15 protein-coding genes and 2 pseudogenes are annotated in these 23,305 nt (G+C 72.7%); 6 read left to right on the forward strand and 11 right to left on the reverse strand.

Going from position 1 to position 23,305, the window contains the following annotated elements; genetic code table 11:
• Position 1: 1 nt before the first annotated feature.
• On the reverse strand, positions 2–1,507 hold the full coding sequence (locus tag ACIOJE_RS17790; RefSeq protein ID WP_400777135.1) for a serine hydrolase domain-containing protein: 1,506 nt from the start codon (positions 1,505–1,507) through the stop codon (positions 2–4).
• Positions 1,508–2,041: 534 nt separating this feature from the next.
• Here ACIOJE_RS17790 and tdh point away from each other — a divergent pair.
• The gene (gene tdh, locus ACIOJE_RS17795; RefSeq protein ID WP_280684889.1) at positions 2,042–3,070 is read left to right on the forward strand and encodes an L-threonine 3-dehydrogenase; all 1,029 of its coding nucleotides are present in this window, start codon (positions 2,042–2,044) and stop codon (positions 3,068–3,070) included.
• A 66-nt stretch (positions 3,071–3,136) separates the two neighbouring features.
• Complete coding sequence (locus tag ACIOJE_RS17800) at positions 3,137–4,330, forward strand: glycine C-acetyltransferase (RefSeq protein WP_280684890.1); 1,194 nt, start codon at positions 3,137–3,139, stop codon at positions 4,328–4,330.
• 288 nt (positions 4,331–4,618) lie between these two features.
• Here the strand turns inward: ACIOJE_RS17800 and ACIOJE_RS17805 are convergent, their stop codons facing one another.
• Positions 4,619–6,079, reverse strand: a complete 1,461-nt coding sequence (locus ACIOJE_RS17805; RefSeq protein ID WP_400777138.1) for a TolB family protein — start codon at positions 6,077–6,079, stop codon at positions 4,619–4,621.
• 208 nt (positions 6,080–6,287) lie between these two features.
• On the opposite strand from ACIOJE_RS17805, the gene ACIOJE_RS17810 reads away from it, so the two are divergent.
• Complete coding sequence (locus ACIOJE_RS17810; RefSeq protein ID WP_280684462.1) at positions 6,288–7,199, forward strand: LysR family transcriptional regulator; 912 nt, start codon at positions 6,288–6,290, stop codon at positions 7,197–7,199.
• 35 nt (positions 7,200–7,234) lie between these two features.
• On the opposite strand, the pseudogene ACIOJE_RS17815 reads toward ACIOJE_RS17810, so the two are convergent.
• The 3 genes and pseudogenes from ACIOJE_RS17815 to ACIOJE_RS17825 form a co-directional block, all read right to left on the reverse strand.
• Positions 7,235–7,939: pseudogene (locus ACIOJE_RS17815) on the reverse strand (TetR/AcrR family transcriptional regulator); the annotation flags it as partial.
• Between the two features lie 390 nt (positions 7,940–8,329).
• Entirely contained in the window at positions 8,330–12,331 is a 4,002-nt protein-coding gene (locus ACIOJE_RS17820; RefSeq protein ID WP_400777140.1) for a hypothetical protein, read from the reverse strand.
• Positions 12,332–12,483: 152 nt separating this feature from the next.
• A complete protein-coding gene (locus ACIOJE_RS17825) occupies positions 12,484–12,693 on the reverse strand; it encodes a hypothetical protein (RefSeq protein WP_400777142.1) in 210 nt (69 codons plus the stop codon).
• 65 nt (positions 12,694–12,758) lie between these two features.
• On the opposite strand from ACIOJE_RS17825, the gene ACIOJE_RS17830 reads away from it, so the two are divergent.
• Positions 12,759–12,947 carry an acyl carrier protein gene (locus ACIOJE_RS17830; protein ID WP_400777253.1) on the forward strand — a complete coding sequence of 63 codons (189 nt, stop codon included), beginning with the start codon at positions 12,759–12,761 and terminating at the stop codon, positions 12,945–12,947.
• A gap of 185 nt (positions 12,948–13,132) precedes the next feature.
• On the opposite strand, the gene ACIOJE_RS17835 is transcribed toward ACIOJE_RS17830, so the two are convergent.
• Both ACIOJE_RS17835 and ACIOJE_RS17840 read right to left on the reverse strand, forming a co-directional pair.
• On the reverse strand, positions 13,133–15,943 hold the full coding sequence (locus tag ACIOJE_RS17835) for a hypothetical protein (protein WP_400777144.1): 2,811 nt from the start codon (positions 15,941–15,943) through the stop codon (positions 13,133–13,135).
• Complete coding sequence (locus ACIOJE_RS17840; RefSeq protein WP_400777146.1) at positions 15,940–16,617, reverse strand: hypothetical protein; 678 nt, start codon at positions 16,615–16,617, stop codon at positions 15,940–15,942. Before ACIOJE_RS17840 ends, ACIOJE_RS17835 begins: the two co-directional genes overlap by 4 nt.
• 391 nt (positions 16,618–17,008) lie before the next feature.
• Here ACIOJE_RS17840 and ACIOJE_RS17845 point away from each other — a divergent pair.
• Positions 17,009–17,275, forward strand: a pseudogene (locus ACIOJE_RS17845) (ATP-binding cassette domain-containing protein); the annotation flags it as partial.
• Between the two features lie 197 nt (positions 17,276–17,472).
• Here the strand turns inward: ACIOJE_RS17845 and ACIOJE_RS17850 are convergent.
• From ACIOJE_RS17850 to ACIOJE_RS17860, 3 genes are all read right to left on the reverse strand, one after another.
• Complete coding sequence (locus ACIOJE_RS17850) at positions 17,473–18,591, reverse strand: hypothetical protein (RefSeq protein WP_400777147.1); 1,119 nt, start codon at positions 18,589–18,591, stop codon at positions 17,473–17,475.
• Between the two features lie 58 nt (positions 18,592–18,649).
• Entirely contained in the window at positions 18,650–19,111 is a 462-nt protein-coding gene (locus ACIOJE_RS17855) for a cupin domain-containing protein (protein WP_400777148.1), read from the reverse strand.
• 86 nt (positions 19,112–19,197) lie between these two features.
• Positions 19,198–20,178 carry an aldo/keto reductase gene (locus ACIOJE_RS17860; protein WP_280684475.1) on the reverse strand — a complete coding sequence of 327 codons (981 nt, stop codon included), beginning with the start codon at positions 20,176–20,178 and terminating at the stop codon, positions 19,198–19,200.
• A gap of 217 nt (positions 20,179–20,395) precedes the next feature.
• Between ACIOJE_RS17860 and ACIOJE_RS17865 the strand changes: the two genes are divergently transcribed.
• Positions 20,396–20,887, forward strand: a complete 492-nt coding sequence (locus ACIOJE_RS17865) for an amidohydrolase family protein (RefSeq protein ID WP_400777150.1) — start codon at positions 20,396–20,398, stop codon at positions 20,885–20,887.
• A 70-nt stretch (positions 20,888–20,957) separates the two neighbouring features.
• Here the strand turns inward: ACIOJE_RS17865 and ACIOJE_RS17870 are convergent, their stop codons facing one another.
• The gene (locus ACIOJE_RS17870; protein WP_400777152.1) at positions 20,958–23,186 is read right to left on the reverse strand and encodes an RICIN domain-containing protein; all 2,229 of its coding nucleotides are present in this window, start codon (positions 23,184–23,186) and stop codon (positions 20,958–20,960) included.
• Between the last annotated feature and the right edge of the window lie 119 nt (positions 23,187–23,305).

The following is a 23,305-nucleotide window of genomic DNA, read 5'->3' on the forward strand; positions in this document are numbered from 1 at the left end:
GTCAAGCGGGCACGGAGGCGGGCGAGTTGGACGCGGTGCCGGAGACGGTCGGCGAGGTGGTCGGGGCGGCGGACTGCGAGGCCGACGGCGACGACGGCGAGACCGATGCCGAGGGCGATGTCGAAGCCGACGGCGAACCGGTGGCCATCGGCGGGATCGAGTAGACGTTGTTCGGCGAGACGATCTGCGTGATCGCCTGCGCGAAGAGCGAGGAGGGCTCCGAACCCTGGTACGACACATCGGTGTTGAGCAGCACGACCAGCGTCGCCTGCGACTGCGGCAGGTGCACCGTCACGGTCTCGTACCCGGGCAGCGAGCCGTTGTGCCCGATCCAGCCGTTGTTGTCGAACAGCCCGAAGCCGTACCCGACGCCGGATTCGCCGGTCGGCAGGGTCTTCAGCCGCTCGGCCTGGGTGGCCGGGTTCAGCAGCGTGCCGGTGGCCAGGGACTTCGCCCAACGCTGCAGGTCGGCGAGGTTGGAGATGGCTGCCCCGGCCGTCCAGGCCCAGGACGGGTTCCAGTCGGTGGCGTCCGCGGTCGCGCCGGTGGGCGTCTGGTCGGTGTAGCCGCGGGCGTGCGGGTCGGGGAAGGTCGCGTCGACCGGGAAGACGGTCCCGGTCAGGGTGGCGGGGGTGAACACCTGCTGCTTGAGGAACTGGTCCGCGGGCTGCCCGCCGACCTTCTCGATGAGCTTGCCGAGCAGGATGTAGTTGCTGTTGCTGTACTCGAACTTGCTGCCCGGCGGGAAGCTCGCCGGGTGCTTGTACCCGTAGGCGAGCAGCTGGTCCGGCGTGAACACCTGGTTCGGGTCGGTGATCAGCGCGTTCAGGAAGTCCGGGTCGGAGCTGTACGGGAACAGGCCGCTGCGCATCTCGCCGAGCTGGCGGACGGTGATGCCGTCGCCGCCGGGCACGCCGCCCACGTACTTGGATATCGGGTCGTCCAGGCCCACCTTGCCCTGGTCGACCAGCCGCAGCACGGCGGTCGCCGTGAAGGTCTTGGTCTCGCTGCCGATCCGCATGTTCATGTCGGCGGACATCGGGGTGCCGGCGACCTTGTCGGCCTGGCCGAAGGCCCGCTGGTAGCTGCCGTCGGGGGTGGTGAGCCCGACGATCACGCCGGGCACGGAGGCCTCGCTCATCACCTGCTTGATCGCGGTGTCCAGCCGGTTGGTGACGTCGGAGGTCAGCGGCAGCACCACGCCGGCCGAACCGCTCGCGGAACCGCTCGCCGCACCGCTCGCGGAGCCGGAGTGGGCACCGGAGGCGGACGCCGAGCCCGCACCGAGCCCCGGCGCGACCGGGCTGATCGCGACCGGTTCGGCGGTGACCGCCGGGCCGCCGACCTGCCGGGACGACTGCGGATCGCCGGAGCAGGCCGCCGCCGCGAGCAGGCCGGTCAGGGCCAGGGCGGCGGCGGTCGCCCGCCGGGCGGAGCGGGGCAGAGCGGCGGAGCGGGAAGCGGCGGAGCGGGACGCGGCCGGACGCGGCCGTCGGGTCTTGGTCATAGGTCGAGGCGCCTCTCTGGGGCGGGCGGACCCGGAGCGGCGCTCCACGGGGCCGCGGGGGAGCGCCGCCACCGTAAGCACCGCCGGTGCGCGCCCGCGCGCCGGTCACCACGGGGCTGACCCGAACGGACCCACCGGTCAGCCGAGTGCCGCAACCCGACTGGCGCCCGCCGCCTCCCGTGCGGGTCGAGGAACGCCCCCGCGGAGTCGAGGAACGCCCCCCCGCGGGGTCGAGCGAGCCTCCCGCGCTGTCAAGGACCGCCGCCCGTCCGGAGGTTGGTGTCGCCGAAGGCGTCCCGCGCTCGGCCGAACGGGTGAGCACCGGCACGCCGCACCCGCCCTCGGCTCCGGCTCGGGCACGATCGTTTAGCCCAGCTGTGGCCGCCCTTAAGAATTCCTCGATGGACCGCACCCGCCCCCACCAGGCAGATTTCTGCGTGCCCGGAACGCGTCCGCCAGGAAACGGCCACACCGGGGCCACTCGGCCTGCCCACCCCCGAAGGCCGCCCCACTCGCACGTCAGGAGCCGACGCCGTGAAGGCACTCGTCAAGCAGAAGGCCGAGCCCGGGCTCTGGCTGGTGGACGTCCCGAAGCCCGAGATCGGCCCCGGCGAGGTGCTGATCAAGGTGCTGCGCACCGGCATCTGCGGCACCGACCTGCACATCCGCAACTGGGACGGCTGGGCCCAGCAGACCATCACCACCCCGCTGGTGCTCGGCCACGAGTTCGTCGGCGAGGTCGCCGAGACCGGTGCCGGCGTCGTGGACATCGCGGTCGGCGACCTGGTCAGCGGCGAGGGCCACCTGGTCTGCGGCAAGTGCCGCAACTGTCAGGCCGGCCGCCGCCACCTGTGCCGCAACACGGTCGGCCTCGGCGTCGGCCGGAACGGCGCCTTCGCCGAGTACGTGGCCCTGCCCGCGTCCAACGTCTGGGTGCACCGGGTGCCGGTCGACCTGGACGTGGCCGCGATCTTCGACCCGTTCGGCAACGCCGTGCACACCGCGCTGTCCTTCCCGCTGGTCGGCGAGGACGTGCTGATCACCGGCGCCGGCCCGATCGGCATCATGGCCGCCGCCGTCGCCAAGCACGCCGGCGCCCGCAGCGTGATGATCACCGACGTCTCCCCGTACCGCCTCGACCTGGCCCGTGAGGTCGGTGTCACGCTGGCGCTGAACGTCTCCGAGCACACCATCGCGGAGGGTCAGCGCAAGCTCGGCCTGCGCGAGGGTTTCGACGTCGGTCTGGAGATGTCCGGCCGCCCCGAGGCGCTGCAGTCGATGATCGCCAACATGACCCACGGCGGGAAGATCGCGATGCTCGGCCTGCCCGCCGAGCAGTTCCCGGTCGACTGGGCCTCGATCGTCACCTCGATGATCACCATCAAGGGCATCTACGGCCGCGAGATGTTCGAGACCTGGTACGCGATGTCCGTGCTGCTGGAGGGCGGCCTGGACCTCAGCCCGGTGATCACCGGCCGGTACGCCGCCACCGACTTCGAGGCCGCCTTCGAAGACGCCGCCAGCGGCCGCTGCGGCAAGATCATCCTCGACTGGTCCGCCTAGGGCCAAGCCCTGAGCCCCACGCCGATCGAAGACGATCCGACCAGACGATCCGATTAGGAGTCCGCAGTGTTCGACAACGTGCGCGCCGACATCGCCACCACCCTCGACGAGATCCGCGAGGCAGGCCTCTTCAAGCCCGAGCGGATCATCGGCAGCCCGCAGAGCGCCGAGGTCACCGTCACCGGCGGCGGCCGCCCCGGCGAGGTGCTGAACTTCTGCGCCAACAACTACCTCGGCCTGGCCGACCACCCCGAGGTGCTCGCCGCAGCCAAGGACGCGCTGGACCGCTGGGGCTACGGCATGGCCTCGGTGCGCTTCATCTGCGGCACCCAGGACGTCCACAAGGAGCTGGAGGACCGCCTCTCGGCCTTCCTGGGGCAGGAGGACACCATCCTGTACTCCTCCTGCTTCGACGCCAACGGCGGCGTCTTCGAGACCCTGCTCGACGACCGCGACGCCGTCATCTCCGACGCGCTCAACCACGCGAGCATCATCGACGGCATCCGGCTCAGCAAGGCCCGCCGCCACCGCTACGCCAACCGCGACCTGGCCGACCTGGAGCAGCAGCTCAAGGAGACCCAGGACGCCCGCCGCCGCCTGATCGTCACCGACGGCGTGTTCTCGATGGACGGCTACGTCGCCCCGCTGCGCGAGATCTGCGACCTGGCCGACCGCTACGACGCCATGGTCATGGTCGACGACTCGCACGCCGTCGGCTTCGTCGGCGCCGGCGGCCGCGGCACCCCCGAACTGCACGGCGTGATGGACCGCGTGGACATCATCACCGGCACCCTCGGCAAGGCGCTCGGCGGCGCCTCCGGCGGCTACGTCGCCGCCCGCCGGGAGATCGTCGCCCTGCTGCGCCAGCGCTCCCGCCCGTACCTGTTCTCCAACTCGCTCGCCCCGGTGATCGCGGCGGCCTCGCTGAAGGTGCTCGACCTGGTCGAGAGCTCCAACGAGCTGCGCGAGCGGCTGGCGGCCAACACGGCGCTGTTCCGCACCAAGATGACCGAGGCCGGCTTCGAGATCCTGCCGGGCGACCACCCGATCGCCCCGGTGATGATCGGCGACGCGGCCAAGGCCGGGCGGCTCGCCGAACTGCTGCTGGAGCGCGGCGTGTATGTGATCGGGTTCTCCTACCCGGTGGTCCCGCACGGCCAGGCCCGGATCCGGGTGCAGCTGTCGGCCGCGCACTCCACCGAGGACGTCGAGCGCGCCGTGGCGGCCTTCATCGACGCGCGCGCCGAGCTGGGGGAGTAGCCCGGCGCTCCCACGAGCCGCCCGCGGGCCGGTCCGCTCGGAACCGGACCGGCCCGCGGGCTCACCACCGTCGTGCGGTGGGGGCGAATCGATTCGCCCCCACCGCACGGCCCACCAACCACCTGCCCCACCCTCCCGCTTCGGGGGCGGGACGCCGGCCCCGGCCGACGTCCCGCCCCCGTCAGCGGTTCGCGGTCAGTCGTCGTCGGGGCTGATCGTCGCGTCGAAGCTCGCGTACGTATCCGGCCAGGGGGCCGGGCCGCTCGGTGAGTGGCCCGACCCCGGGGTTCAGAGCGCGCGGCGCAGGAACACGTCCGTGGCGCCGTTGGTGTCGCCCGGCACGAGCGTGCCGTCGTCGGCGGTGAAGAGCACCGTGATGCCGAGGGCGTCGACCGAGGGGCGGTAGGAGCCGCCGGTGCTCTGCGAGCCGTCCCGGGCGACGCTCACCCGCTCGGTGCGCCCGGTCCGCAGGTCGCGGCGGAAGACGTCGGTCTGCTGGTTGGTGTCGCCGGGCACCAGGTTGTCGGCGTCGGAGTCGAAGTACACCCAGCGGTCGTCGAGCGTCATGACGCCGCTGGACGAGGACTTGGTCGTCGTGGTGCCCGGCGGTGTGGCGCTGACCCTGGTGACGGTGCCGGTGGACAACTCGCGGGCGTACACGTCCATGCGGATGTGGCGGGGGCCGTCCCCGCCGCCGAAGACCGGGAGGCCGTACAGGGCGTAGCGGCCGTCGGGGCTGATCCGGCCGTCGAGGCCGGTGCCCCGGAGCTGGCCGGTCTCGTCGAGGCTGGCGCCGACGATCCGGCCGGTGTGCGCGTTCCACACGTAGTACGGGTAGAAGCGGGGGCCGGTCAGTTCGGGCTGGGTGCCGGACTTCGACCGGGACGCCGCCGCCACCTCGGCGGCGTCGGCCGCGTCGGTCAGATCGGCCGGGGTGCCCGCGGCGTCGGCCGTCGCGGCGGTGGAGGGCGCGTCCGGCTGGTCGGCCGGGAGCAGGTTGCCGGCCCGCGAGGTGAAGCCGACGGTGCTGCCGTCCGCGCTGATCGTCGGCTGGAACGAGTTCTGGTTGGCGGGCGTGCCGTCGGCGCCGGTGGTGACCAGCCGGGTGGTGTGGGTCCAGCGGTCGGTGACGAAGATGTTGAACTTGCCGCGTCGTCCACCGGGTGCGAGGTCGGTGCGGTCGGAGGAGTAGGCCACGTAGCGGCCGTCCCAGCTCAGGGTGGGGGAGTAGGCGTTGCGGATCGTCTCGTCGTCGGTCGAGCCGCCGCCGGCGGTGATCAGCTCGGTGTGGCCGGTCCAGCGGTCGCGGACGAAGATGTCGCTCGGGTGGTTCGGCTGCCCCGGCACCACGTTGGTCGCGGTGGTGCTGAACGCCACGTAGCGGCCGTCGCCGCTGATCGCCGCGTCGGAGGTCGCCGCGTTCAGCTGGGAGCCGTCGTCGGCGACGCTGACCCGCTCGGTGCGCTTGGTCCAGAGGTCCCGGACGAAGAGGTCGTCCACGCCGTTGGTGTCGCCGGGCACCAGGTTGCCCGCCGACGAGGAGAAGAGGGCCGAGCGGCCGTCCAGGCTCAGGCCGATCGCGTAGGAGAAGCCGTCGGGCTGGGCTCCCGTCAGCCCCTCGCTCACCCGGGAGGTCTCGCTGATCAGCGGCTTCGCCTCGGCGGCCGGCATCGTGGCACCGGCCACGGCGGCCGCGACCAGGACGCAGCCGGTGCGGGCCGGCCAACGGCGGGATCGTGCGGTGATCATGGACATCCTCCCCAGATGACGGCGCCGGACCATCGACTCCCCCGCGGTCCGGCTCGGAAAGAGCCAAGCGGCGCCGGGTCCGATGGTCAACGGGGCGAAGCGATCTCGTCCGGAAATACGCCAGGGGTGGTACCGGCCCGGGAGCCCCTGCCCGAGGGCGCCACCCGGCCCGGCGGGGACCGCCCCGGCACGCTGGCAGAATTGTCCTGTGATCGACGCACGACGGCTGCGGACCCTGCGGGCCGTGGCGGACCACCGCACCGTGACCGCCGCGGCGGCCGCCCTCTACCTGACCCCTTCCGCCGTCTCCCAGCAGCTGGCCGCCCTGGAGCAGGAGACCGGCCACCACCTGCTCGCCCGCGAGGGCCGGGGCGTGCGCCTGACCGCCGCGGGGGAGATCCTGCTCGGCCACGCCGACGCCGTGCTCGCCCAGCTGGAGCGCGCCGAGGCCGACCTCGCCGCCTACAGCGGAGGCGTCTCCGGCGAGGTCACCGTCGCCTCCTTCGCCACCGGCATCGCGCTCGTCCTCGCCCCGGCGATCGGGCTGCTGGCCGAGCAGGCACCCGGAGTCCGGCTCAAGGTGCTGGACGCGGAGGGCGACGCCAGCCTGCCGATGGTCCTGGACGGCCGGGCCGACCTCGCGGTGGCCGTCGAGTACCGGGGCGCCCCGCGCGCCGACGACGCCCGGCTCACCCGCGTCCCGCTGTACGCCGAACCGTTCGAGGCCGTCCTGCCGCTCGGACACCCACTGGCCGCTGAGGCCGGACCGCTCGCCGTCGCCGCGCTGGCCGACGAGCGGTGGATCGGCCCCTACCCGGGCAACCCCTGCCACGACGTGGTGCTGCTGGCCTGCGAGCACGCCGGCTTCCAGCCGCGCCTGGTGCACTCCTCGGACGACTTCCGGGCCGTCGTCGCGCTCGCCTCGGCGGGCGCCGGCGTCGCCCTCGTGCCGCGCTCGGCGCTGCGCGGCGTCGACCTCGGCCGGATAGCCGTCCGGCCGGTCGACAGCGAACTCGCCACCCGTCGCGTCTTCGCCGCCGTCCGGGCCGGCGCGGACGGGCACCCGTTGATCCGTCCGGTGCTGGACGCCCTCGCCGAGGCGGCCGCGGCGGGCGCCTGAGGCTCGGGGGTGTGTCCTAGGTGTTCTGTCCCGTGAGGTCGGGGCGTCGCCAGCGTCCCGTTGACGACCACCCGGAACATCCAGGACAGCCGCTCCTCCGGCGCCCCGGACACCAGGTCCTCGCCCAGTGCGGCGATCCTCGGGTACGAGGCGGCGGGTGCCGCGCGGAGCGCCTCGGTGAGCGCGCCCTGCTCCTCCTCCGCCTGCTCGCCCTGCCGGGCGGACTGCTCGGCGGCGGTGGCGGTGGCCGTCTGCAGCAGCACGTCCACCCCCCAGGCCGCCTGCTCGTCCGGCACACCGCCCTCGTGCAGCAGTGCCAGCACCGCCTCCACCAGGGCCAGGTAGTGGGGCCCGGACGGCCGCGCCACCAGCGCGGCGTGCGCCAGCGCCGGATGCCGGAACAGCACCCGGGTACAGGAGTTGAGGACGGCGGCCAAGCGCTCCCGCCAGTCCCCGGCCGCCGTCACCGGGCTCAGGTCCACCTCCCCGAGGAACTCCTCCAGGATCGCGGCGTGCAGCTCCGCCGCGTTGGCCACGTACACGTAGAGCGAGGCCGGCCCGGTGTCCAGCTCCTGCGCCGGCCGCCGCATGGTCACCCGCTGCAGCCCCTCCGCCTCCAACAGCCGTACGGCGGCGGCGATCACCTCATGACTCAGCGCGGGCTTCGCCGGCCGCTCACGCCGGCTGCGGGGTCGGGCGGGGGAGTCGTCATGCCGCCAGCCTAGGGCGTGTCTGACAATTCCCGCCGGGCGTGCGACGCTCCCCCAGCCTTCGGCCGGGAGGTACCCCCAGGGCACAAACGCACCTCGCCGCGTTGTCGTCGGTCGCCGATGGCCCCCAGCCTTCGGCCGGGAGGTGCCCCCACCGCATGGACTCTCCCCCAGCCTTCGGCCGGGAGGTGCCCCCATCCTCCGCCTTGCGATGCACGTACCCAGACGCCGCACGCTGATCCGACGCGAATTGTCAGACACGCCCGTGCGACCACGTTCGTGACGAACGAGTTCGCCGAAACGGCGCCGCCGTGCCGCCCGGGGGTCGGGCGCCACGGCGGCGTTAACGGTCGTTCAGGGTTGTGCAGGGTCCTTCAGGGTTGTTCAGGGTTGTTCGGAGTCATCCGGGATCGTCCGGGGTCAGGCCGTGAAGTAGCCGTTCAGGTCGGCGATCACGTGTGCGTCACCCCAGTGGTTGAAGAGCGTCACCCGGCCGTCCACCACCGGGACGACGACCAGGTTGGCCCTGGTCTGCCCGGCCGTGAAGTTGAGGTTCGACACGTCCGGACGGGCGGTGCCGTGCGGGTAGACGATCAGGTGGCTGGCCGCCGTCGGCTCGGTGACCGTGACGTTCAGGACCACGGCGGTCACGCCGGTGGCCGGCACGCCCTCGATCGCGGTCACCGGCAGGCTGACGATGCCGCCGGAGCCCACCGTCCCGGCCCGGGCGCCGACACCGTTGCGGGTGTCCAGCAGCCGGACCGGGGTGGTCGGGGAGAAGGCCGAGCCGGAGTCCCCGTAGTAGCCGGTGACGTCGGCGATCAGGTCGACCGAGCCGGCGTTGTTGCGCAGGTCGACCTTCCCGTTCACCACCGGCACCGTGACCAGGTTGGCGACGATCTGTCCGGCCTCGAAGTTGAGGTTGGAGACGTCCGGCAGTGGCCGGCCGTCCGGGTAGACCGTCAGGTGCCCGGCCGAGGTCGGCTCCACGGCGGTGACGTTCATGACGACGGCGGTGACGCCCGTCGTCGGCACGGCCTTGACGCCGGCCACCTGCAGGCTGACCACGCCGCCCGGGCCGACCCGCTCGGCGGGGGCGCCGGTGCCGTCCCGGGTGTCCAGGAAGCGCGCCGGCGTGATCGTCGTCAGCGCGGAGCCGGTGGCCCCGTCGGTGTAGTAGCCGGTGACGTCGGAGATCAGGTCGACCGAGCCGGCGTTGTTGCGCAGGTCGACCTTCCCGTTCACCACCGGCACCGTGACCAGGTTCGGGACGATCTGTCCGGCCTCGAAGTTGAGGTTGGAGACGTCCGGCAGTGGCCGGCCGTCCGGGTAGACCGTCAGGTGCCCGGCCGAGGTCGGCTCCACGGCGGTGACGTTCATGACGACGGCGGTGACGCCCGTCGTCGGCACGCCCTTGACGCCGGCCACCTGCAGGCTGACCACGCCGCCCGGGCCGACCCGCTCGGCGGGGGCGCCGGTGCCGTCCCGGGTGTTCAGGAAGCGCGCCGGCGTGATCGGGACGAACCGGCTCTTCGTCGGGGCGGCGGGGGCGGTGACGGTGAAGGCGTTGGGGAGCGAGACCCCGTAGACGCCGTCGAGCTCGACGCCGTAGCTGCCCGGCTGCAGGCCGTTGGTGTCGAGCAGCACGTCGAGCGCGGTGCCGTCGGCGTTCACGGAGAGCGTCTCCATCAGCGGCGACCTGCCGGAGGGGCCGTTGCCCACCAGCTTCGCCTTCCTGCCCAAGTGGAGCCCCTTACCGTGGATCACGGCCTGGACCCTCGTCCCGGCGGCGCCGCTGGACGGGCTGACCGAGGTCAGGGACGTCTGCGGGCGCGGCACCGGGCAGGCGGAGTCGCAGACGCCCTGCATGCTGTACTCGACGGGCGTGCCAGCCGTGGCGCTGCTCAGGATCAGCACGGCCTGCTCGGCCTGCGAGTCGGAGGAGCACCGGCCTCCGAACGCCCCGTAGTTGGCGCTGCACTGGTAGCCGTAGTCGCCGCTCCACCGGGAGTCCCGGAGCAGGCGCAGCCTCGGGATGTCGATCGGGCCGGTGGCACTGCTGGTGCCGACCACGGCGAAGGACTGGTTGGCCTTCATGTCGATCACCGCGCAGTAGGCGGTCGAGTCGTCGGTGAGCACCCCGCTGCGCTGCGGGAAGCCCTCGACGGCGATTTGGTTCGCGGCGCACTCGGGCGCCCAGCCCGCGGCCGTGTGGACCTTCCAGGCGTCCACGCTGGTGCGGATCGGCTTGTCCGTGTACCCGGAGGCGAGCACGACCGCGGTGTACGAGCCCGCGCCGGTGAGCTGGCAGGCGCTGCCGAACTGGGTGCAGAGCGGCTTGCCCTCGATGTCCACCACGCTGAGCAGCGCGTTCTTGCCGTACGCGCCGTCCGAGGTCCGGACGCCCAGCGCGTACTTGTCGCTGCTCGCGGCGGTGACCCGGACGCATCGGGCGTCCAGCGCCGAGGTCAGGTCGAAGGAGATGCCGGGGCCGCCGACCGTGGTCGAGGTCGGGGTCAGGCAGTTCGCACTCGGCGAGATGTCGTGCCGGGCGAGCCGGTACGTGTCAGCCCCGCCCGAGCCGTTCAGCAGCGCGGTGTACGGGACGTTGGCGGCCAGTCGGCAGGTACTGGCCGAGTTCCCGCCCGCGACCCCCGTGCAGACCGGGGCGCCGGCCGCGTCGAACACCGTCAGCTCGGCGTTGAGCTGGTTCTTGAGGTTGGCGTAGTCGATCAGCTCGGTGGTGGAGTGCTTGTCCGCCGGCAGGCTCAGGCAGGCCTGCGGTGCGGCCGCGGTCAGCGGGACCTCGACACCCCAGGTGCTGTCGAACCCGCTCTGCGGCCACGCGGTGCAGCCACCGGCCTCCTCGGTCCGGTGGACCACCAGCCCGTAGGCCTTGGACGGCGTGCCGGTCAGCACCGCACGGAACGGGGCGGTGCCGGTCAGCTTGCAGGTGGTGGACGAGCCACGGCTGATCTCGCACTGCTTGGCCCCCGAGGCGTCGAGGACCTGCGCGTCGACCGTCGCGCCGTCGGCGGGCGGCCGGTTGAGCAGGTAGACGCCCTTGCCGGAGGCGGTCGGCAGGGTCAGGCAGAGCTGCTGGCCCGGCCCGCCGAAGGTGCCCGTGGCCGGACCGGCCGTCAGGCCGGTGTCGTTGGCCGCGACGCAGCCCCGGGTCTCCTTGGCCGAGTGGAAGGCCATGCCGAACGCGCCGACCGGGGGCACGTACGCGTCGACGGCCCAGGTGTAGTCACCCGGCGTCAGGTCGCAGGCGCCCTGCGCGCAGGGTTCCCCCAGCGAGGTGCCGTCGGCCGTGAACAGCCTGCCGGGGACGGAGCCGTCGTTCTTGACCGGGCCGAAGCCGTACCGTGCGGACTCCGGGACGCGCAGCGTCCGGCACCGCGTGGTGGAGGTCAGGTCCGGGGAGACGCCGAAGGCCTGGGGCTCGACCAGCGTGCAGCCCTCCGGGTGGGAGAGCCGTGCCGTGGAGACGTCGTACGTCAGGGCCGCGCCGTTGTAGCGCTGGACGGTGATCCGGAACGGCGCGGTGCCGGTGAGCGGGCAGTCGGGGTAGGTCCCCTTGCCGCAGACCTGGGCACCCGTGGCGTCGTAGACGACGGGAGTGACGCCCGGCTGGGTGGCATCGGTGCGGAGCACGTCACCGGCGGAGAGGCCGTTCACCTGGTAGCAGTCACCGGCCGAGCCGAGCGCCAGGGAACCGTGGAAGACGGTCGGGGCGCCCAGGGCGAGGTCGGTGGCGCCGACCGCCCGGCAGGCCGTGGTGGACTGCAGCGGCAGGTACGAGAGCGCGAGACCGGTCGGCGAACCGGTGACGGTGCCGACCTTCAGCGTGTACGTGCCCGCCTGGGTGGTGGCGCACCGCAGGACCTTGTTGCTGTCCCAGCTCGGGCCGACCGGGTCGTCGCAGCTCACGGTGGTGCCGTCCGGCGCGACCACGGTCGGGAGGATCGAACCCTGGGTGGTGACGATCTGCACGAGCAGCAGGTCCTTCTGCTGCGGCAGGGTGAGGCTGAAGGCGGCGGTCGCGCTCTGGTCGAGGGTGCAGCTCGCTACCGTGTTGGGCTGCAGCGTCGCGGGGCACGGGCCGCTCGGGTCGGCCTGCCGGAGTTCGTGGGCGGCGGCCTCCTGGTCGGCCTTCCGGTCCGGTGGGGCGGCGGCCTTGGTGTCCGTGCCCGCGCTCGGGCTGGCGTTCGGACTCGCGCTCGGTTCCGCGCTCGGCTCCGCCGCAGCGCCCGCCTGCGGCGAGGCGGTCGGTGTCGGCGGCGCCCCCACGGCCTGGGCCGGTCCGGCCTGGCCCACCAGGCCGGCCAGGACCGCCAGCAGCAGGGCCCCGGAGGCGGCTGCTCGGCCGCCGCCTCCTCGTCTCCGTCGTACTCGTCTGCCGATCGGCAGCACGTTCATCTGCTCCCCCCACCTTGGGCCGTTCGTGCTCACAGAAAGATCACACATGTGATCGAGCGGGCGGAGTCTAGCGGGACGCATACGCATCGTGCCATCGGATACCGACACCCCGACCGGCCGCCCCCGCACCCGGCCCTGACAGTGCGTCGGGGCTACGCCGGGGTGGGCTCGGGCGGGGTGCTGAACTGGTCGAGCAGGCCCTGGAGGCCGTTGGGGCCGAACATCAGGTTCAGGTTGGCGGTGGAGGCTGCGGCCGAGGCCGCGCTGCGGGGGAAGAGGGCGTGCTCGTAGGAGGTGAGGGCGGCTTCGGGGTCGCCGGGGTGGTTGGCGAGGGCCATGCCGAGTTCGGCGCCGTCGAGCATGGCGAGTCACCCTGAAGAAGCTCGCCGAGCTGCTCCGCGAGTGCGCGGGCGAGGAGGAGCCGGGCATCCTCGACGGCGACATCCTCGACACGCCGTTCGCCGAGCTCAACTACGACTCGGTGGCGGTGCTCCAGGTCACCGGCCTGATCGAGCGGGAGTACGAGGTCCAGCTCGCCGAGGAGACCGTCGCCGAGGCCGACACCCCGCGGATCCTGCTGCGCTTCATCAACGAGAGCCAGAGCACCACCGTTTGATCCGCCGCGATCGGCGAGGGCCCGGCCGGTTCACCCGGCCGGGCCCGCGCGGCTGTCCGCGCCCTCGTGCGGCCTCGCCCGGCTTTCCGTTCCGCGCCCGGCGCCGGCGCGCGCGAAGGGGCCCCCGGGGCCGGGCCGGCTCCCGGTGTTCTCCACTGCCGCGGCCCGTGCCGCTGGTTCCGCTGTCACGACTGCTCCCCCGCCCGCAGATCGGTGGCGATTTGGCGCCGGCCGGCGACCAGCGTCTCCAGCGCCACCCCGAGGCCGACCAGCAGGGCCAGACCCGCGGTGGGCAGCAGCACCGGCAACAGCACCGGGGTCAGCGCGTCGCCGACGTTGGCGCCGACCAGCGTCGAGATGTCGAAGGCGCCGCCCAGCAGGGCGACCGCCGCGACCGCGACCAGGCCGCCGCCGACGGCCGCCGCAAAGGTCTGCGGCAGCGCCTCGGTGACGATCAGCGCCAGCCCCTGGCGGGGCCGCAGGCCCATGGTGCGCAGCCGGGCGAGCAGGGCCGTGCGGTCGGGCGCGGCCCGGAACAGCGTCAGCAGCACGGCGAGCAGGGCATACCCGGCTCCGGCGGCGGCCGCGTACCAGAACAGCCGCCCGGCGGCGTGCTGCAGCGGGTCGTCGCCGAGCGCGGCGGCGGTCTCCCGGCTGCTGCGCACCGTGTATCCCGCGGGCAGGCCGTGGGTGGCCTTGCCGACGGCCGCAGCGTCGTCCGCGATCAGCTTGGCCAGACCGACCGGCCGGGCCCCGCTGTTGTCCCGCAGGGCCGTCCTGACCCCTTCGGGGTCGACATCGCCGACGGCGAACCACTCGTTCACCCGCTTGGCGTCCGGCAGTCGCTCCCAGGCGGGGCCGGCGGGCACCACGACGAACGGCTTGCCCGGGTCCGGCAGCGCGGGGGTGGCGCCGACGGTCCCGGCGACGGTGAGGCGCAGGTCGTTGCCGTTGGGCGTGCGCACCTGGGACGACCCTGCGGCCAGGCGCTTGGCAAGGTCGCGGCTGACCAACGCGGGCACCGGGGTGTCCCGGCCGCCGGACGTCCCGGCCAGCTTCGCCGGATCGAGCTCGCCGACCCCGAGGGTCCGGGCGATCTCGGCGTACGCCGCCGGATCGACCACCATCACCAGGTAGGCCTCGGTGTAGCTCTGGTCGGCGCCGATGATGCGGGCGTTGGGCTCGACCCAGACCGCGGTCGAGGCCCGGACGCCCGGCAGAGCGCCGGCGGCCTTGGTGAACGGCTCGGTCAGGGTGGCGTAGCCCGGGAGGGAGACGCCGACGTCCCCGCCCGTGGCGATGCGCGCGGCGCGGGTCCGCACGTGATCGACGGTGTCGAGCACGGTGGCGCCGAAGCCTGTCGTGGTGACGGCGATCAGCAGGGCGAGCAGCGGCAGCGCGGAGGGCTTTCGGCGGCCCGAGCTGTCGCGGGAGGCGCGGGCCAGGCCGAGGAAGCCGATCAGGCCGCGGCCCCGGCCGGCGAGGGCGGCGAGCCAGCCGACCACCAGCGGCTGGATCCTGGCCAGCAGCAGCCCGCCGGTGACGGCGAGCAGGAGCGGGGCGGCGACCAGCAGCGGATCCAGTCCGGCGCCGGTGCCGACGCCCCGGCGCCGGACCTCCGCCACGGCCGCGGCGGTGACCGCCAGGACGGTGAGTTCGCCGACCAGTCGGCGTCGCCCGCCGGCCGCCCGCCGGCGCGCCCACAGCAGGGCCGCGCGGGCCGGGAAGGCCAGCAGCGCGATCAGGGTCGCGACCAGGGCCGCCAGCACCGAGCGGTCCCACCGGGGGGCGGGCAGCAGTACCAGGGCGAGGGCCGTTCCGAGTACGGCGGCCGGCAGGACGGTGACCGCACCCTCGCCGGTCAGCCGTCGCAGCACCCCGGCAAGGGAACCGCCGCGGGCCCGGAGCAGCCTGATCTCGGCGGTGCGCCGGTCGGTGGTGAGGGCAGCGGCCAGGAACAGCACCACGGTTGCGACGCCCGCCACGCCGGCCGGGCCGATCGTGCTGAGCGGCAGCGAGGCCTGGTAGCGGTCGTCCGCCCGGCTGAGGATGTCGGGAAGGCCCGAGGAGGTGTGCAGGTCGCGGCGCCCGGTCGCGCCGGCCAGGGCGGTGGCGTCGCGCCCGATCAGCAAGGAGCTGAGGATGCTGCGGGTGCGGTCGAGCTGGTCGGCGTGCAGCGAGGCGGTGTCGACGGGCAGCCGCCAGAAGTTCTCGGCGTTCGAACCCCAGCGGGCCATTGCGGGCAGGCTGTCGCCGTCGACGAATCCGCTGGTCATCCAGTGCTCGTGCCCGGGGTCGGTCCTCAGGCAGGCGCGGGCCGGGCAGCCGAGGTCCTCCCAGAACGGGTCCTGGGGGTCGTTGACCTGGTAGAGGCCGACCACCACGGTGGTCCGCTTGGCGCCCGAGCCCTCGGCGCCGTTGTCGATGACGTCACCGAGCTTGATGTGAATGGTCTCGGCGGCCTTCTTGCTGATCACGATCGGCAGCGGACCGCCGACGGCGCCGGGGGGCGGCCAGGTGCCGTCGGTGAGGGTGGCCCGGGCGGTCAGGTCGTGCAGGTAGAGCAGGCCGAGGACCGGGTCGGTCCTCTTTTCCGCGATCCGGACGTACTCCGGATTGCCCATGCCGCGGTCGCCCAGGGCGCGGGTGCCGTAGGCCTGGCCCGGCTGGGTCAGCGTCAGCTGCCGGCCGACCATCTCGGTGAGCTGCCGCTGTACCCGGTCGAGTTCGACGGCGTTGTCGTCGTCCTGCGTCTTGGAGGTGGTCTGCAGGCTGCTCTGGCTGAGGCCCTTCTGGCTGACGAAGTCCTGGAGCGCCGCGTCCGCGCCCCGGTCCGCGATGCGGGGGAAGGCCGCAGCCAGGAAGACGGTGACGAACGCGAGGGCCGCCATGAGCAGCGCGGCCAGCGGGCTCGCCCGCAGCCTGGTGCGGACCCAGCGCGCGGGGCAGTGGGCGGTGTCGGTGGTGGGCACGCGGGTGCCGGCCTGGGTGGTCACATCTCCTCCACATGGCGCAGCCGGTTGGCCACGTCTCGACGGCGGCGTCCGACGAGGAAGGCCGACAGCAGCGGGACGACGGCGATCGCGGCCGTGAGCAGCAGGGCCTGGCCGACGGGCAGCTCGATCAGGGCCTCGGGCATGGGGCGGCGGGCGGCGGGTGTCAGGACGACGAACGGGACGATCAGGTGGACGAGCAGGGCGCCGAGGGCGAGCCCGACGGGCCCGCCGACGGCGTCCGGCCAGACGCCGGCGATCAGGCGCACCTGGTTGCGGTCGAGATCGGCGAGGACCGTCAGGTCGACCTTGGCCGTGCTGGACTGACCGGTCGCCGCGGTTCCGGCTGCGGCGGCGTCGCCGCCCGGCAGGCCGAAGGAACGGCTGCGTAACAGGCTGTCGCTGCGTACGGGCAGGTCCCCGAAGAGCTTCTGCCGGTAGGAGGCGAGTGCCTCCTCGTCCTTCTGCCACTGTTCGAGGCGGTGTTCGGCGGTCACCACCACCGTGGTCCGAGCATGGCCCGAGCCCTGGAGCGCCTGCCGCAGGCCGGCCTGACCGACGCCGCTGTTGAAGGCCACCAGGGCGGTCACCACCGCCGTGGTGATCAGCGCCGTCAACAGGACGGCAGCAGCCAGCGGCAGTCGCCCGCGCAGTCTGCGCACGACGAAGCCGAGCATCAAGTTCCTCCCCAGTTGCGTCCCGGCCTCGCCCATCGATCCGATCCGGGCACATAGCGGCCCCAGCTGGACACCTGGCAGGCACATCGGCGCAGTGATCACCGGCGTTCGGTCGCCGGATAGCGGACGATGCTGTCAGATTCGATCCGGGAGCGGAAGTGACTTGCGCGAATCAAGTAAGTAATGAGCAAATTCCTTGCATCGATAGCGTCTCCACCGGGGGTCAGCCGTTGGAATGCCATGCACACTTCACGAATCCGCCTTCACCGCACGTCTTTGACCAGGGAACCTCTCTTCATGAATTTCCTGTTCGGGACGGTGAACCCGCGAAGCCGACCCATCCGTTGACCCGGACGGAATCGGCTAGCCGCCGCCCACAGGGGGACACCGAATGGCACAGCACCAGGCCGCCGACAGCGCCCTGGCGACCACCGGCCCGATGGTGGCCGTGACCGATCTCCGGCGCCGCTTCGGCACCGGCGAGCGGACCGTCCACGCCCTGCGCGGCATCGGTTTCTCGATCGAGTGCGGTGAACTCACCGCACTCAAGGGCCGGCCCGGCTCCGGCAAGACCACCCTCCTCAACCTGGTCGGCCTGGCCGACCACGCCGACCAGCGACCCGGCGAGCTCTCCGGCGGCCAGCAGCAGCGCGTCGCCGGGTAGGCGGGGCGGGTCGGGCTCGTCGACCGTGCCCAGGTCGATGTCCGGACAGTTGACGTAGGTGCCGTCCGTCGCGGTGTCGATCTCCGGAACGCCGCCGGTCTCCCGGTAGACCTCCCGGTGGAGCCCGTCCAGGTACGCCGGGTGGCCGGCGTCCTCGGCCGGGTCGGTCCAATGGGTCTGGTACTGCAGCTTCATGATCGAGTCCCGCTGCGCCACGGCGGTCTCCTCGGGCCGGCGGGCATTGGTCCGGCAGCTGTAGGAATCGATCTGCACCAGCGCGCCTTCCTCCACTTCTCGGGGCCGAGAGAGTCTGGCGGGCCGCACGTCAACAAGGGTGTTCGACTTTGTGAATCCATTGACGAATCAGTGTGACAGTACGTCATTTCTGGGGAATCCATCAGGGCCCTGGAGAGGGTGCCGAAAGGTTCCATTGTCAGTGGCACCGGCCATGGTCCACGACGAGTCCGGATAACCCGTTCCAGAGGAGGTTCAATGTCGATCTTCTGTCGCATTGTCCGCGCAATCCTGGGTGTCGGCCGGAAAACGCGGTCGTGGCGGTCGGCACATCCGCCGACCACCACGACCACGGCCTCAGCGGCCGCTGTTTCGAGGGCTGGCCCCTCGGACCCGAATCCGCAGGTAGTTACGGCGGCCGGGAGCTGATACGACGACAGGTGCACTTCCCATGTGAGGAGATCGAGGTTTCTACGCCTAATCGACTCGAACATGAAAGTGCACCTGTCCGGTGAAGAAGATATCGCGTCGCCGTACCGTCTCCCGCGCCTCCGGTAGGCGCTGGACCAGGCTGAACGCCCGCGTGCTCGCCGCGCTGCCGGTCGCCGAGAAGACCGTGGCCGGTGAGGCCTTGTTCCGGCTCGGGGTCGGCCACTACGTGCGTAGGTCTGGGCCGTCCCGTTGGTCGGCCGGATGGCCGAGGGCGCCAGCGGGACGAAGCCGGCCGGCAGGCTGGAGTGGCGCACCAGGTCGGGGTGGCCGATCCGGCCGGTGTGCATGATCTGGGCGAAGATCCGCCCGTCCGCCGCGTGCACCGCGTCGGTGACCGTCCGCCAGGCCCGGAGCTGCTCGGTGCTGTGCAGGCCGGGGGTGCGGACGAAGCCCTGGCCGGCGGCGCTGGGCTGGCTGCCCTCGGTGATGATCACCGCGGCGGAGGCCCGTTGGGCGTGGTAGGTGGCGGCGGACGGGCCCGGTACCCCTTCGCGGTCGGCCCGGTTGCGGGTGAGCGGGGCCATCGCGATCCGGTTGGGGAGGGTCAGGTGGCCCATCGTGATGTCATCGAACAGGGTTGCCATGGCGTACCTGCACTCCTTCGTCGGTGCGGTCGGTGGGCCCCGCCGGGTCTGCACCCGGTCAGGCCGGTTCCTGGTCGTAGCGCTGGAAGATCTCCCGGAGCCGTTCCTCGGTCGCCTCGTGCGGCAGCAGCGCGCTGATCTCCTCGAAGTGCCGCTCGTAGCCGGCCGGGTTGATCACGCTGAGCAGCTTGCCGGGCTCGTCCCCGATGTTGGTGAAGCCGTGGGCGGCCTTGCGCGGCAGGTAGCGGAACCCGCCGGGGCCCACCTCGGTGAGCTCGTCGCCGGCCCGGAACCTGAACAGGCCGCTCACGACGTAGAAGGACTCGGTGTGGGTGTGGTGCAGGTGGGGCGGCGCCCTGGTTCCGGGCGCGAACGTGGCCTCGATGATGGCCAGCGAGCCCGCGGTGTCGTCACCGCCGACCTTGAGCGAGAAGCGGTTGCCGAAGACGGTGAGTGGAGTGCCCTCCCCGCCCGGCAGTACCACGTACTTCGCGTTCTCGGCGTCCTGCCAACTGGTCACGGCTGTTGCTCCCTCGCGAGTGGGTGGTGGTCCGTCGCGGCCGCCGAGGACGGGGTGGTCGGCGGCCGCGACGGACCGGCTTTCGGTCAGCCCTTGTCGATGGTGGCCAGCAGCGGCGCGGCGTAGCGGTCACCCGCGGTCGCCGGGACGAGGTCGGCGATCCGCTTCAGGTCCTCGGCGGAGAGCTTCAGCTCGGCCGCGCCGGCGTTCTCCTCGATCCGGGACGGGCGACGGGCGCCGAACAGCGGCACCACGTCCTCGCCCTGGGCCAGCACCCACGCCAGCGCGAGCTGGCCGGCGGTGGCGCCCTTCTCCTCCGCGACCACGGCGACGGCGTCGGCGATCGCCTTGTTCCGGGTGAAGTTCTCACCCTGGAACCGCGGGTCGTGGCGGCGGAAGTCGGACGGGTCGAGGTCCTCGGGCGAGTTGAAGCTGCCGCCGAGGAAACCGCTGCCCAGCGGCCGGTAGGCGGCCAGGGCGACGCCGAGCTCGCGCGCGGTCGGCAGGATCTCGTCCTCGACGTGGCGCTCCCACAGCGAGTACTCGGTCTGCAGCGCGGCGATCGGGTGCACCGCGTGGGCCCGGCGCAGCGTCGAGGAGGCCGCCTCGCACAGGCCGATGTGGCGGACCCGGCCCGCCGCCACCAGCTCGGCCAGCGCGCCGACGGTCTCCTCCACCGGGACGTTCGGGTCGATCCGGGCGAGGTAGTAGAGGTCGAGGTAGTCGGTGCCCAGACGGGAGAGCGACAGCTCCACCGCCTCCTTGACGTACGCCGGGGTGCCGTCGACGACGCGACGGCCGTCCGGCAGGGTGCGCATGCCGAACTTGCTGGCCAGCACGACCTCGTCGCGGCGGCCGGCGATCGCCTGACCGGTGATCTTCTCGGCGGTGCCCGGGCCGTAGAAGTCGGCGGTGTCGATCAGGTTGATGCCCGAGTCGAGGGCCTTGCGGATGGTGGCCACGGACTCCTGCTCGTCCGCTGCGCCGTAGCTGCCCGCCATCGCCATCGTGCCGAGGCCGAGGGCGGAGACGCGCGGGCCGTTGGTGCCGAGCTGCCTGGTGGTCATGGTTCTCCGATCAGTGGTGAACTGGCCGCGCGGGGGATCCTGCGGCCGGATGAAGGCTGGTCCGCCCCGGTGCCCGCGAAACCTCGCGGGCACCGGGTGAACCGTCCTACAACAGTGAGGTGTCGGTGGCGGCCGCGGCCGCCATGCCCGCGGCGTCCGACGAGGCGGCGGCGGCCGTCGCCGAGCCGGCGATGGCGGATATCAGGCGGTCGCCCTGGTGCACCCCTCCCAGCTGCCCGGCTCCGCCGTCCCGGGCGTGCCCGCGTACGTCGCCGACTACCTGCTCGACACCACCCGGGCCGCCGTCAACCTGGTCCGCCACCGCGTCCTCACTCGCCACCCCGGCCTGCGCGTCATCCTCGCCCACGGCGGCGGCTTCCTCCCGTACGCCTCCCACCGGGTCGCGCACGCCCCCAACGTCTGGGGCGACCGCACCCTCGACCAGGTCCTCGCCGAACTGCGCCGCTTCCACTTCGACACCGCGCTGTCCTCCAGCCCGGCCGGTCTCCCCAGCCTGCTCGCCTTCGCCGACCCGATGAACATCCACTACGGCAGCGACTGGCCCTTCGCCACCGACGACATCGACTACTTCCTCGCCGGTCTCGAATCCCACCCCCTCGACGACACCACCCGCGCCGCGATCGACCGCACCAACTCCGCCCGTCTCTTCGCCGGGGCGGCGTTCCTTGAGAGCGGCCGGTCCGAATAGCGGGTGCCCCGGTCCGGGAGCGTTGCGACGCTTCCGGACCGGGGCGGCTGGGACCGAGTCTGACGGTGTATCAGCTGATGGACCAGATCTGCAGGGCGGAGCCGGTGTCCGGCTGCTGGGTCACCGGGGCGCCGTCCGCGGTGGCGGCGGTGGTGAGGGCGAGCCCGCTCTGCTGCGAGGTGATCGTGTAGCCGCCGGCGACGGGGGAGACCAGCCAGCGCTGGTTGGCGCCCCCGGTGCACGCCCACTGGACGATCGGGTTGCCGGCCGCCGTGGAGCCGCCGCTGTCGTCGAGGCAGAGCTTCGACTCACCGTTGGCGATCCGGTAACTGCCGTCGGACTGCCGGGTGAAGACCCAGTTCTGGTTGGCGCCGCCGTTGGGGGTCCAGGTGACGAGCTGGGTGCCCTGCGCGGTGGAGTGGGCGGGGTCGTCGAGGGCCTTGCCCGAGACGGTGAGGGTGTGGGTGCCGTCGAGCGAGGCGGTGCCGGTGGGGGTCAGCGTCAGGGTCTGGTCGGCTGCGGCACGGGTGCCGCCCACGGGGTTGCCGGTGGTGTTGGTCCAGGACCGGGTGGGCGTGGTTTCGGTGAGCCGGCCGGTGCCGGAGGTCATGCCGAGCACCAGGCCGCTGTAGCGGTTGACCAGCCGGACGGTTCCGTTCGGCGCCCCGGTGTCGGTCCGGCCGGGGATGACGAACCACTGCTGGCCGACGGTGGGTCCGTTCGTCCCCGGCGCGGTGACGGTCGGCGCGGTGCCCCAGGCGCGGGTCGCCGTGCTGTCGGAGCCGACGCCCAGCAGCCGGCCGGTGGCGGAGTTGAGGATGCGGTACGAGCCGTCGCCGTTGGAGGCGAAGCTCCACGAGGCCAGGCCCGATCCGGTGGCGGCCGGCAGCGAGGTGGTCGCCGGGCCGCCGGAGGTCTGGGCGAGCACCCGGCCGGAGCCGTTGGCGATCCGGTAGGTCCTGGTCACGTCGACCGGCGCGGGGGCGGGTGCGGAGGAGTCGAGGGTGATGTCGACGTACTCGCCCGAGGCGCCCGCCGAGCAGCCGAACGCGCAGTAGGAGCGGAAGTTCCTGCCGACGATCGTGGAGCTCGTCCGGTTCGCGCTGTCGACGAACCACCGGTACCAGGAGGCCGTGTGGTAGCCGCCGGTGTCGCCGATCGGGTACCACTTCTGGGTGGCGAGGTTGTCGGTCGCATAGAGGTGCTGCGGTGACGAACCGTCCTGGTTGACGGCCTGCGGCTCACCGATGTACAGCCCGAGGTGGGCGTCGTAGGTGATGTCCATGACGAACAGGGGCGAGGTCGGGGGCATCTTGCCGGCCGCGATCTGCTGGCTCGCCGTGCCGGTGTTCGCCGGGTCGTACTCGGCGGAGACGGGGGTGTAGCCGGTGCTGTTCGAGGAGTCGACCGGCACGATGTTGCTCTCCCGGCCGCCGGTGCCGGGCTGGCTCCAGGCGCCGTCGTACCACTTCTGCCACGAGTCGGGCGCCATCTTGGCGGAGATCGGCGCGCGGGCCACGTGCTCGTAGAAGGCCGTCCAGCTGCCCTTCTTGTCGAGGATCCGCGAGCCGTAGTAGACGTAGAAGTAGCCGGAGGCGGTGTCCGCGAACAGCCGTGGGTCGCCGTCGCCGTAGGAGTACGTCTCGTTCGGGAACGCGGTGGTGTCGCCCCGCGTGGTGCTGTACGGCGAGGTGAGGACGTGGTTCCTGATGGTCCACGTGCGGCCCTGGTCGCTGGAGACGGCGTAGTCGATCGCGTCGTAGTGCAGGCCGTCGCCGAAGGGCTGCGGGGTGAACTCGTTGTGCACCAGGCCGTACCAGTCGCCGGTGTCCGGGTCGACCCAGACCCCGGTGAGGTCGCAGTAGTTCTTCTGGGCGTAGCCGGAGCCGGCGGGCGCGGCCGTCGCCTCCCGGCCGGTGGGGCTGTTGTTGCAGCGCCAGGTCGTGTTGTTGTTCGCGTCCTGGGAGTTGGCGGGGTTCACCGCGTTGCTGATGGCGGCGGAGCGCTTGGCGGTGTCGAAGTCCTTGCCGGTGAAGAAGTCCCAGTAGCGCGGGTCGCTCGCGCCGTACAGCGCGGCGGACTGCTGGAAGTAGAACGTCCCGTCCTTGTCCAGGTACGGGGCGGCCGGGGTGTCGGTCGGCGTCCGGTACGGCACGGGGGAGCCGACCCCGATGGTGTAGGTCGCCGTGGTGGGTGTGGCGGGGGCCGCCGACGCGGTCGGCGCCGCGAGGGCGCCGCCGGCCAGGGCGGTGGTCGCGGCCGTGAGGGTGGCCACGAGGGTTCTCAGAAGGGATGACACGGGCACTCCTTCGGGTGGGGGCGTACTGCTGTCGCGGACTCGGCGTTCGGTCCGCGGCGCGGCGGCCACGGGGGTGTGGCCGCCGTGCCTCCTTCCGGTCAGGGCGGGAGGAGTTGAGG

The sequence above is a fragment of the Kitasatospora sp. NPDC087861 genome (genome assembly GCF_044742585.1).
In the GTDB taxonomy this organism is placed as follows: Bacteria; Actinomycetota; Actinomycetes; order Streptomycetales; family Streptomycetaceae; genus Kitasatospora.

Bases quoted from the DNA above. Each gene is read 5' to 3' on its own strand.
- ACIOJE_RS17850 (WP_400777147.1), bottom strand. From the start codon at position 18,591: ATGGCAACCCTGTTCGATGACATCACGATGGGCCACCTGACCCTCCCC.
- ACIOJE_RS17840 (WP_400777146.1), bottom strand. From the start codon at position 16,617: ATGCTCGGCTTCGTCGTGCGCAGACTGCGCGGGCGACTGCCGCTGGCT.
- ACIOJE_RS17790 (WP_400777135.1), bottom strand. From the start codon at position 1,507: ATGACCAAGACCCGACGGCCGCGTCCGGCCGCGTCCCGCTCCGCCGCT.
- ACIOJE_RS17825 (WP_400777142.1), bottom strand. From the start codon at position 12,693: ATGCTCGACGGCGCCGAACTCGGCATGGCCCTCGCCAACCACCCCGGC.
- ACIOJE_RS17805 (WP_400777138.1), bottom strand. From the start codon at position 6,079: ATGATCACCGCACGATCCCGCCGTTGGCCGGCCCGCACCGGCTGCGTC.
- ACIOJE_RS17860 (WP_280684475.1), bottom strand. From the start codon at position 20,178: ATGACCACCAGGCAGCTCGGCACCAACGGCCCGCGCGTCTCCGCCCTC.
- ACIOJE_RS17820 (WP_400777140.1), bottom strand. From the start codon at position 12,331: ATGAACGTGCTGCCGATCGGCAGACGAGTACGACGGAGACGAGGAGGC.